2 protein-coding genes are annotated in these 11,461 nt (G+C 73.2%); both read right to left on the bottom strand.

Annotation, left to right across the window (positions count from 1 at the left end):
* Window positions 1-7,102, bottom strand: a 7,102-nt coding sequence (locus tag ACFO60_RS40355) for an SDR family NAD(P)-dependent oxidoreductase (RefSeq protein WP_380852698.1), incomplete at its 3' end; no start/stop codon positions are given.
* Window positions 7,103-7,158: 56 nt separating this feature from the next.
* The coding region (locus ACFO60_RS40350) for an SDR family NAD(P)-dependent oxidoreductase (protein ID WP_380852695.1) at window positions 7,159-11,461 on the bottom strand (4,303 nt) is incomplete at its 5' end.

The following is an 11,461-nucleotide window of genomic DNA, read 5'->3' as shown; positions in this document are numbered from 1 at the left end:
AACCACGAACCACCGCCAGCACCCGATGCCCGTTACGCCGCGCATCCGACAACCGCTCCAGCAGAAGAACACCGACACCCTCCCCCCAACCCGTCCCATCCGCCGCGGCCGCGAACGACTTGCACCGGCCGTCCCCGGCGAGACCGCCCTGCCGGGAGAACTCGGTGATCAGGCCCGACGTGTACATGACCGACACGCCACCCGTGAGCGCGAGCCCGCACTCGCCGTTGCGCAGCGACTGCGCCGCGAGGTGCAACGCCACCAGCGACGACGAGCACGCGGTATCGATCGTGACGGTCGGGCCCTCGGTGCCCAGCACGTAGGCGATCCGGCCGGACAGCACACTGCCCGCGGTACCGGTCAGCAGGTGACCGACGCTGGCCGTGCCCGTCGACATGATGTAGGCGATGTAGTCCTGCGAGCTCCCGCCGATGAACACGCCGGTCCGGCTGCCCTTCAGCGAAGCCGGATCGATCCCCGCCCGCTCCACCACCTCCCACGACGCCTCCAGCAGCAACCGCTGCTGCGGATCCATCGCCAACGCCTCACGCGGCGACACACCGAAGAAGCCCGCGTCGAAATCGGCCGCACCGGCCAGGAACGCGCCCGTGGCCGCTCCCTGCATGTCGGTGTGGCCCCAGTCACGGTCGGACGGCCAGCCGGCGACGGCGTCGCCGCCGGCGTCGACCAACTGCCACAGCTCTTCCGGGTTGGTCACCCGCCCCGGGAACCGGCAGCTCATGCCGACGATCGCGATCGGTTCGCCCGTCGCGGCCTCGGACGGCGGCGCGGGCACCTGCCGCTGGTCGGCGTCAGGCCCGGCGATCTCGCCGAGCAACAGGTCCACCATGGCGTTGGACGTCGGGTGGTCGAACACGACCGTCGCCGGCAGCCGAGTGCCGGTCGCCGCGGACAGCCGGTTGCGCAGCTCCACCGCGGTCAGCGAGTCGAACCCGAGGTCCTTGAACGGCTTGCCCGGCTCGACCGCGTCGAGCACGGCGTCGCCCAGCACGGCGGCGACGTTGGTGACCACGAGGTCGAGCAGGATCCTGCGGCGCTCCCGGTCGGACGCTCCGGCAAGCAGCCGTGCCAGTGCCGAGGCGCCGGCGGCGCCGTGCGCGTCCACCACCCGGCGAGCCGAGGTCTGCACCAGCCCGCGCAGCAGTGGTGGCAGCTCGGCCGACTTCGCCCGGGTGCGCAACGCCCCGACGTTGATGGGGAGCGGCACCAGCAGCGCCTCGTCGAGCCCCAGCGCGGCGTCGAACAGCGCCAACCCCTGTTCGGCGGACAACTGCGGCACCACGGTGGTGAGCCGGTCGACGTCGGTGGACCGCAGGTGCCCGGTCATGGCGCTGCGCTCGGACCACAACCCCCAGGCCAGGGCCGTCGCATGGTCACCGCCCGCCCTCCGGTGGTGTGCGAGCGAGTCCAGAAACGCGTTCGCGGCGGCGTAGTTGGCCTGCCCGGCGCCGCCCAGGACGCCGGCGCCCGAGGAGAACAGCACGAAGGCCGACAACCCCGTGTCGGCCGTCAGCTCGTGCAGGTTGACCGCGGCGTCGACCTTGGGCCGGAGCACGGTGTCGAGCTTCTCCCGGTCGAGTGACTCCACCATCCCGTCGGCGAGCACGCCCGCCGTGTGCACCACCGCGGTGAGCGGGTGTCGCTCGGGAAGCTCCGCCAGCAGGCCCGCCAAGTCGTCCCGGACGGACACGTCGCACGCGGCGATCGTGATCTGTGCGCCCATGGCGGTCAACTCGCGTTCGAGCTCAGCCGCGCCATCGGCATCGGGCCCCTGCCTGCTCACCAGCAGCAGGTGCCGCACCCCATGTGCGGTCACCAGGTGGCGGGCGACCAGACCACCCAGCCTGCCGGTGCCGCCGGTGATCAGCACCGTACCCTCCGGCGCGAGACCGGTGGGCAGCGTGAGCACGAGTTTACCGACGTGGCGCGCCTGGCTGAGGTACCGGAACGCCTCCTTGGCCCGCCGCAGGTCCCAGCTCCGGACGGGCAGCGGTGTCAGCACTCCCTCGGCGAACAGCGCCATGATGTCGGCGAGCATCTCGCCCAGCCGGTCGTATCCGGCCTCGGCCAGGTCGAACGCCTGGTAGCGCACTCCCGGGTGGGTGCCGGCGACCTGCCGCGGGTCCCGCTTGTCGGTCTTGCCCATCTCGGCGAAGTGGCCGCCGCGGGGCAGCAGGCGCAGCGAGGCGTCGACGAACTCTCCGGCGAGGCTGTTCAGCACCACATCGACGCCGGCGCCGCCGGTGGCGTCGAGGAACTTCCGCTCGAAGTCCAGCGTCCGGGAGTTGGCGATGTGCGGCTCCGGCAGCCCCATCGCGCGCAGGACATCCCACTTGCCGGTACTCGCGGTCGCGTAGACCTCCGCGCCCCAGTGCCGGGCCAGTTGCACCGCCGCCATGCCGACGCCGCCCGCAGCCGCGTGGATGAGCACCCTGCTCCCGGCCCGCAACCCGGCGAGGTCCTTCAACCCGTAGTAGGCGGTGAGGAAGACGATGGGCACCGACGCCGCGGTGGTGAGGTCCCAGCCGTCCGGGATCGCGGTCAGCAGCCGCTGCTCGGCCACCCCGATCGGGCCGAACGAGCCGTTGAACAGGCCCATCACCCGGTCGCCCGCGGCGAACCGGGTCACCCCGTCGCCGACCGCCACGACCACCCCGGCCCCTTCGCTGCCCATCACGTCCTGGTCCGGCACCAGGCCGAGGGCGATGGCCACGTCCCGGAAGTTGAGACCGGCCGCCCGGATCGCGACCCGGACCTGCCCCGGCCCCAGCGGCTCGTCGAGGTGCGGGCAGGCGACCACGGTGAGGCCGTCGACGGTCCCACCACCGGCGCCGGCGTCCAGCCGCCACGCCGAGTCGCCGCCCGGTGTTGACAGGACGCCCGGGGACGTGGACCTGGCGAGCCTGGGCACCAGCGCCTTGCCGGCCCGGACGGCCAGCTGCGGCTCGCCGCTGCCCAACCCGGTCAGGAGGGCGTCGGTCACTTCCTTCGTCCCGTCGAGGTCCACCAGGCCGAAGCGGTCCGGATGCTCGCTCTGCGCGGCACGCATCAACCCCCAGACACCGGCGTGCACCAGGTCCCGGACGTCCTCGCCTACGCCGGTCGCCACTGCGGAGCAGGTGACGAACACCAGCCGCGACCCCGCGAACCTCGGCTCGGCGAGCCAGTCCTGGACCAGTGTCAGCACGTCGGCGGTGGCGGACCGCACCCGTTCGGCGAGCTCACCCTGCCGCGCGCCGCCGAGCGGGACGAGCACCAGCTCCGGCACCGTCTCCTCGGTGAGGAGGTCGCCGAGCGCGGTGCACCGCCGCGGGTCGCGGTCCCCGGCACGCAGTGCCCCGGCGAGCCCTAGCTCGTCGGGGCCGGCCACCGCGACGGAGCCGGCGGGCGCCGCGTGCGTGCCAGACAGCGGAATCCAGGCCAGGCGGAACAGCGAGTCGTGGTGCTCGCCGCTCCGCAGCGACTGCGGCGCCACCGGCCGGATCGTCAGCGACTCCACCGAGAGGACCGGGTTGCCCGTTTCGTCGGCCGCGTCGATGCGGACCGAACCCGTCGCCGACACCCGGAGCCGGACCCGCAGTGCCGGGGCACCGCCAGCGTGCAGCGTGACACCGCTCCACGCGAAGGGCAGCATGCCCTGCCCCGCGTCCCGCATGAACGTGCTCCAGCCCACGGCGTGCAGCGCGGCGTCAAGCAGGGCGGGGTGCAGGCCGAACTCGCCCGCGGCCCCCCGCACCTGTTGCGGGAGGACGACCTCGGCACACACGTCGTCACCGGCGCGCCACACCGTGCGCAACCCCTGGAACGCCGGGCCGTAGGCGAACCCGGTCTCCGCCACCCGCTCATAGAAGCCGTCGACCTCCATTTGCTCCGCGCCGGCCGGCGGCCACCGCGCCAGGTCGAACGACGGCGCGGTGCCGCCGGCGCCCAGGACGCCGGTGGCGTGGTGTGTCCACGGTGCGTCATAGGACGCGGCCTGTGGCCGCGAGTACACGTCGATGGGCCGCCGCTGGTCCCGCAGGTCGCCGACCACCACCCGCAGCTGAGTGGCGCCGTCGGCGGGCAGCACCAGCGGCGCGTGCAGGGTGAGCTCGTGCACCCGGTCGCAACCGACGTGGTCGCCGGCGTGCACGGCGATCTCCACGAACGCCGTGCCGGGGAACAACACGGTTCCCATGATCGCGTGGTCGGCCAGCCACGGCTGCGCGCGCAGCGACAGCAGCCCACTCAGCACGAGCCCGCTGCCGTCCGGCAGTTCCATGCCGGCGGCGAGCAGCGGGTGCTCGGCGACCGACAGCCCCGCCGCAGTGACGTCGCCCGCGCGTGCCCTGGTTTCGACCCAATAGCGCCTGCGCTGGAAGGGGTAGGTCGGAAGATCCGGGTCCGGCGCACCAGGGCCGTGCACGGCCGCCCAGTCCACCGGCACACCGTTGACGTGTGCCTCGGTCAGCGACAGCGTGAACCGGCCGGAACCGCCGTCGTCGCTGCGCAGCGTCCCGCCGCTCCACGCGGGCCGGTCGGACTCGTCCAGGACGGCCCGGGTGCCCAGCGTCAGCGCCGGGTGCGGGCTGCACTCGACGTAGGCAGTGTGCCCGTCGGCCAGCGCGGCGCGGACGGCCTGCTCGTAGCGGACCTCCTGGCGCAGGTTGCCGTACCAGTAGTCCGCGTCCAGCTCCGCGGTGTCCAGCCGAGTTCCGGTCACCGTCGAGTAGAACGCCACGTGCGACGTGCGGGCGCGAACCGGCGAGAGCAAATCGGCCAGCGCCGGCCGCAGCACCTCCACCTGTGCCGAGTGCGAGGCGTAGTCCACCGCGATCCGGCTTGCCCGCACGCCTTCCGCCTCCAATTCGGCCACGAGCGCGTCCAGCGACGGAGCGGCGCCGGAGACCACCACGGCCCCCGGGCCGTTGATCGCCGCCACCGACAGGTCGGCCCAGCCCCGCAGCCGCTGCCGCACCCGCTCCACCGGCAGCGCCACCGACGCCATTCCGCCGCCCGGAGGGAGGTCGGCCAGCGCGCGGCTGCGGAGGGCGACCACGCGGGCGCCGTCCTTGAGCGACAGCGCACCGGCGAACACCGCGGCCGCGATCTCCCCCTGTGAGTGACCGACGACCGCGTCCGGGCAGGTCCCGCACGACCGCCACAGCTCGGCCAGGCTGACCATGACCGCGAAGAGCGCGGGCTGTACGACGTCCACCCGGTCCAGTGACGGTGCGCCAGGCACCTGCTTGATGACGTCCAGCAGCGACCAGTCCACGTGGGGCGCGATGGCCGCGGCGCATTCGTGCATCCGCTCCGCGAACACCGGGCTCTCGGCCAGCAGCTCAGCGGCCATGCCGGCCCATTGTGTACCCTGGCCGGGGAACACGAAGACGACCTTGCCGTCCACCGCGACGCCTTCGACGACCGCCGGGGACGGCCGCTGTTCCGCGACGCACGCCAGGCCCCGTAGCAGCCCGTCCAGGTCGGCGGCGACGATTCCAGCCCGGTGCTTCATGTGCGCCCGCGTGGTGGCCAGCGCCGGCCCGACGCCGTCGATCGTGTCCTCCGCCCGGCCGGCGAGGTGGTCGCGCAGCCGCGCGGCCTGGTCACGCAGCGCGGCCTCGGTACGGCCGGAGATCAGCCACGGCGCCGGTGCCCGCCCGGCCGGTGCGTCCGCGGTGTCGGCCGCGTGATCGGCCGCGTGATCGGGCGCTTGATCGGGTGCTTGATCGGGCGCGGGCTGCTCGATGATGACGTGCGCGTTGGTGCCGCTGATGCCGAACGAGGACACCCCGGCCCGCCTGGGGCGGTCCACTCGCGGCCACGGGCGGGCCTCGTCCAGCAGTCGCACCGCACCCGCGGTCCAGTCCACCTGCGGGGTGGGTTCGTCCAGGTGCAGCACGCGCGGCAGGTGGCCGTGCCGCATCGCCATCACCATCTTGATCACACCGGCGACACCCGCCGCCGCCTGGGTGTGGCCGATGTTCGACTTCACCGATCCCAACAACAGCGGCCGGTCCGCGGGCCGGCCCTGACCGTAGGTCGCCAGCAACGCCTGCGCCTCGATCGGGTCCCCCAGCGGCGTCCCGGTCCCGTGCGCCTCCACCACGTCCACATCGGCCGGCGACAGCCGGGCGTCGGCCAGGGCCTGCTCGATGACCCGTTGCTGCGCGGGACCGTTCGGCGCCATCAGCTCGCTGGACGCGCCGTCCTGGTTGACCGCGCTGCCCCGGATGACCGCCAGGACCCGGCGGTTGTTCCGCCGCGCGTCGGACAACCGCTCCAGCAGCAGCTGCCCGACCCCCTCGCCCCACCCGGTGCCGTCCGCGGCGGCGGAGAACGGCTTGCACCGGCCGTCGCCGGCGAGTCCCCGGCGGGAGAACTCGAGGAACGTCACCGGGGTCACCATCACCGTGACACCACCGGCCAGCGCGAGCGAGCACTCGCCGTTCCGCAGGGACTGCACGGCGAGGTGTATCGCCACCAGCGACGACGAACACGCCGTGTCCACCGTCACCGCGGGGCCTTCCAGCCCGAATGTGTACGAGATCCGGCCCGACATCACGCTTCCCGCGTTGCCGGTGAGCAGGTGTCCCTCGGTGTCGTGCGGCGACTCGGCCAGCAGTTCCACGTACTCCTGAGGGGTGCCGCCGACGAACACACCGGTGCGCGTGCCGCGCAGCGAGCTCGGGTCGATCCCCGCCCGTTCGACCGCCTCCCACGACGCCTCCAGCAGGAGCCGCTGCTGCGGGTCCATCGCCACGGCCTCTCGCGGCGAGATCCCGAAGAACAGCGGATCGAACTCCGCCGCCCCGTAGAGGAACCCACCGCCGGGGACGTGGCCGGCCTCCTGCTCGACGAGCAGTTCATCGCCCCAGCCGCGGTCGGTCGGGAAGCCGCCGATCGCGTCGACGTCGGCGGTGACCATCCGCCACATACCGTCGGGTGAGTGCACATCGCCGGGATAGCGGCAGGCCATGCCGACGATGGCGATGGGTTCGTGCCGCTGGGACTCGACCTCTGCCATGCGCCGGCGGGTCTGCCGCAGATCCGCCGTCACCAGCTTCAGATAGTCGAGAAGCTTCTGCTCGTTAACCATGTGCCGCCGTCCTCGGAAGGGTCGCTGATCGGTCTTGAAGTGCGGTGAGATACCGGCTAGCGCGACCCGGGTTCGCCGGACCCGTCCTCCTCGTCCGGCCGGACGAGACCGAGATCACGGGTGATGTAGTCGAACATGTCGTCGGCCGTGGCCAAGTCGAAGTCCACGTGCGGCACGCCGGGATGATCGGTGTCCTGTTCGTCGTGCCACTTGACGAGCAGGACCCCCATCCGCCGCGCCACCTTGTCGTAGTCGCGGTCGGCGACGGCCAGTTCGGCCAGCCCTGCCTCCAGCTCGGCGATCGTGGCCAGCACCGCGGTGCCCGCGGTCGGCTCGTGATGGCCGAGCCGCTCACCGAGCTGCGCGGCCAGGTCGGCCGGCGTCGGGTAGTCGAACAGCAGGGTGGCGGGCAGCCGCAGCCCGGTGGCGGCACCGAGCGCATTGCGGAGCTCCAGTGCGGTCAGTGAGTTGACGCCGAGGTCGAGGAAGCCGCGGTGGCGCTCGACCAGTTCCGGCGACGAGTGCCCGAGCACGGCGGCCACGTGAGTGCGCACCAGGCCGAGCAACGCGCTTTCCCGCTCCGGTCCCGGTAGTGCCGCCAGGCGCCCCGGGAACGCGGGCACCGTCCCACCCGCCGCGTCGCGCCTGCGCCGCACCGGCACCAGTCCCCGAAGGAGCGGCGGCACAGCGTCGGCGAGGGCCCGCACCGCCGCCACGTCCACCCGCATCGGCACCACGACCGGCCCACATCCGCGTCGCACGGCGTCGAAGAGGGCCAGTGCCTCCGAGGAGGACAGCGGGATCATCCCGCCGCGCGCCATCCTGGAGCGGTCGGACTCCGCGAGTCCGCCCGCCATGCCGGTGTCCTGCGCCCAGGCGCCCCAGGCGAAGGACACCGCGGGAAGGCCGTTGGCGCGTCGGTGCTGTGCGAGCGCGTCGAGGAACGCGTTGGCCGCCGCGTAGTTCGCCTGACCTGCGCCGCCGAGGATGCCGGCAGCCGAGGAGAACAGCACGAACGCGGACAGGTCAAGGTCCGCGGTCAGCTCGTGCAGGTTCACCGCGGCGTCCACCTTGGGACGCAGCACGCTGTCGATCCGCTCGGGTGACAGCGCCGCCACGACACCGTCGTCCAGCACGCCGGCCACGTGCACGACCCCACGCACCGGATGGCCCGGCTCCGCCTCGGCCAGCGCGCGGCGCAGCGCGCCGGGGTCCGCGACGTCACCGGCCACCACGGTCGCGGTCGCGCCGGCCCGCGCCAGGTCGGCGACGAGGGCGGTCGCGCCCTCCGCCGCCGCGCCCCGCCTGCTCATCAGGAGCAGCCGGCGCACTCCGTGCGCCTCGACCAGGTGGCGGGCGACGAGCGGCCCCAACCCGCCGGTGGCGCCGGTGACCAGCACCGTCCCGTCGACGTCGAACACGTTGCCGCTCGCGGTGTCGGAGCCGGTGGCCCTGACAAGCCTGGGCACGAGGAACCGCCCGGCACGCAAGGCGAGTTGCGGTTCGCCCCACGCGGGCAGCTGGACGATGGGCGAATCCGCCGGATCCCCGTCCAGGTCGACCAGGACGAACCTGGACGGGTGTTCGGACTGCGCGGTGCGGACGAGTCCCCAGACCGCCGCGCCGGCGAGGTCCGTGATGTCACCATCGGTCTCAATGCCGACCGCACCCCGGGTGGCGATGACCAGTGTTGAGGAGGCGAAGCGCTCGTCGAGCAGCCAGGTCTGGATCGTGGCCAGCACCTTGTGTGTCGCGGCACGCACCGCCACGACCCCCTCGGCGTCGGCGCCGACTCGGGACCACACGGGCATGACGACGACACCGGGAACGTCGAGACCCCCGTCGATCGCCTCGATGAGTGCGGCCAGGTCGGCATGTGCGCGGTCGCCGTCGCCGAGCTCCGCGTAGGGCCGCGGTTCGTGTTCGGCACTCGTCGGGGTGAACGGGTGCCAGCTCAGCGTGAACAGGTGGTCGCCGGCGTCGGGCGGCGCCTGGGTGCTCCCGTCGGAGGCCGGCCGGATCGTCAGTGACCGCACCGAGAGCACCGGCCGTCCGGCGGGGTCCACGGCGGAGATCGTCACCGCGTCCGCACCGTCAGGTGCCAGCCGCACGTGCAGTGCGGTGGCGCCGGTGGCGTGGAGCGACACCTCGTGCCACGAGACCTGCCCGCCGGCGGGTGAGGGCAGCAGACCCACCGATACGGCGGCGTGCACCGCCGTGTCGAGCAGGACAGGGTGCAGGCCGAACCGGTCGGCGTGCTCGCGGTGTTCCCCGGGAAGCGTGACTTCCACGCAGACGTCCTCGCCGTCCCGCCACACGATGGACGGCAACGGACCGGCTGGGGTGTCCGGGGCCACCACGACCGCCCCGGCCGGCGGCCAAAGCCCGACTGGGCCGGAAGGCGGTGGGCCTCCGGAGGCCAGCGTGCCGGTGGCGTGGCAGCGCCACGGCAGGGACTGGTCCGTTCCGTCCTGCCGGGAGTACACCTGTATCGGGCGCCTGCCGGCCTCGTCCGGCTCCTCCACGACGACCTGCACCCGTACGTTCCCCTGCTCCGAGAGCACGAGCGGGTTCGCCATCTGCAACTCCGCCACCACGTCGCAGCCGACCTCGCCGCCGGCGCTCATCGCCATCTCGACCATCGCGCTCGCCGGGAGTTCGGCCGTACCGAGAACGACCTGTTCCGCGAGCCACGGATGATCCCGAACGGCCAGCCGGCCGGTCAGCAGGGTCGTGTCGGCGCCTGCCCGCACCACGGACGCGCCGAGCAGCGGGTGACCGACCGGGTCGACGCCGAGCGCCGCGGCGTCGGGCGGTGCGGACCGCGCCGGCCAGTACCGCCGCCGCTGGAACGCGTACGTGGGCAGGTCCGTCGTGCCCGCACCGGACCGGCCGAAGAACGCGGGCCAGTCCACTCCGGCGCCGTGCACGTGCATCCTGGCCAACGCGCCGACCACGCTGTGCACCTCGGGGCCGGCGGAGTGCAGCGCAGGGACGAACGCGACCCGGTCGTTCTCGCCGAGGCAGTCCTGTCCCATGCCGGTGAGCGACTCGTCCGGGCCGAGTTCCAGGCACCTGGTCACCCCGGCGGCGGCGAGCGCGTGGATGCCGTCGGCGAACCGGACCGTCCCGCGCGCGTTGCGGCTCCAGTAGTCCGGCGTGCACAGATCCGCGGCGGCCGGTGCACCGGTGACGGTGGACACGATCGGGATGGACGGCGCGTGCCAGGTCAGCTTCTCCGCTGCCCGCACCAGTTGGGCGAGCACGGGGTCCATCCGTGCGGAGTGGAAGGCGTGGCTGACGCGAAGGCGTTTCTTCCTGCGCCCCTCGGCCTCGAACACGGCCGCGACCACCGCGACGGCGTCCTGCTCACCGGACAGCACAACGGCCCCCGGCCCGTTGACCGCGGCCAGGCTCACCTCGTCTTCCCTGCCCGCGAGTAGGGGCGCCACCTCGTCCGCGCCCGCCTGCACCGCCACCATGGTCCCGCCCGGTGGCAACGCCTGCATCAGCTCGCCCCGGACCGCGACCAGTGCGCAGGCATCCGCGAGTGACAGCGCACCCGCGACGTGCACGGCGGCGAGCTCGCCGACGGAGTGCCCCAGCAGGACGTCCGGACGCACGCCCCACGACTCGACGAGCCGGAACAGCGCCACCTGGATCGCGAACAGCGCCGGCTGGGCATACTGTGTCCGGTCGAGCAGGGCCGCTTCCGCGGAATCCGGTGCGGCGAACATGACGTCCCGCAGCGAGCGGTCCATGTGGGGGCGAAGACCGTCGCACACCTCGGCGAAGGCGTCGGCGAACACGGCGAAGGCGCCCGTCAGCTCCCGCCCCATGCCGAGGTGCTGGGTGCCCTGCCCGGAGAACAGGAACGCCGTCTTGCCACCGGTGGCGGTCCCGCTGGTCACCGACGGGTCCGGTCGGCCTGCCACCAGGGCGTCGAGGCCACGTAGGAGCCCGTCCCGATCGGGCGCCACGACCGCGGCGCGGTACTCGAACGCGGAGCGGGTCGTGACCAACGAGTGGCCGATCGTCACGGGGTCGAACTCACCGGCACATGCCATCGTCGACCGCAGCCGTCCGGCTTGCGCCGCGACGGCGTCCGACGTGCGTCCGGAGATCACCCAGGGGACGACCGTGAGGTCCGCCCGGTCGTTCCGGTCGGGGTCCGGGGCGTGGTCCACCTGAGGCGCTTCTTCGAGGATGAGGTGCGCGTTGGTGCCGCTGATCCCGAACGAGGACACCCCGGCCCGCCGCGGCCGCCCCGTCTCGGGCCAGTCCTGTCCCTCGGTCAGCAGCCGCACCGCACCCGCCGACCAGTCCACGTGCGGACTCGGCTCGTCCACATGCAACGTC

This window comes from Sphaerisporangium dianthi, from assembly GCF_042654065.1.
Classification (GTDB): Bacteria; Actinomycetota; Actinomycetes; order Streptosporangiales; family Streptosporangiaceae; genus Sphaerisporangium; species Sphaerisporangium dianthi.
Note: the sequence above shows the minus strand (reverse complement) of the source record. Positions and strands in the feature narration are given on the sequence as shown.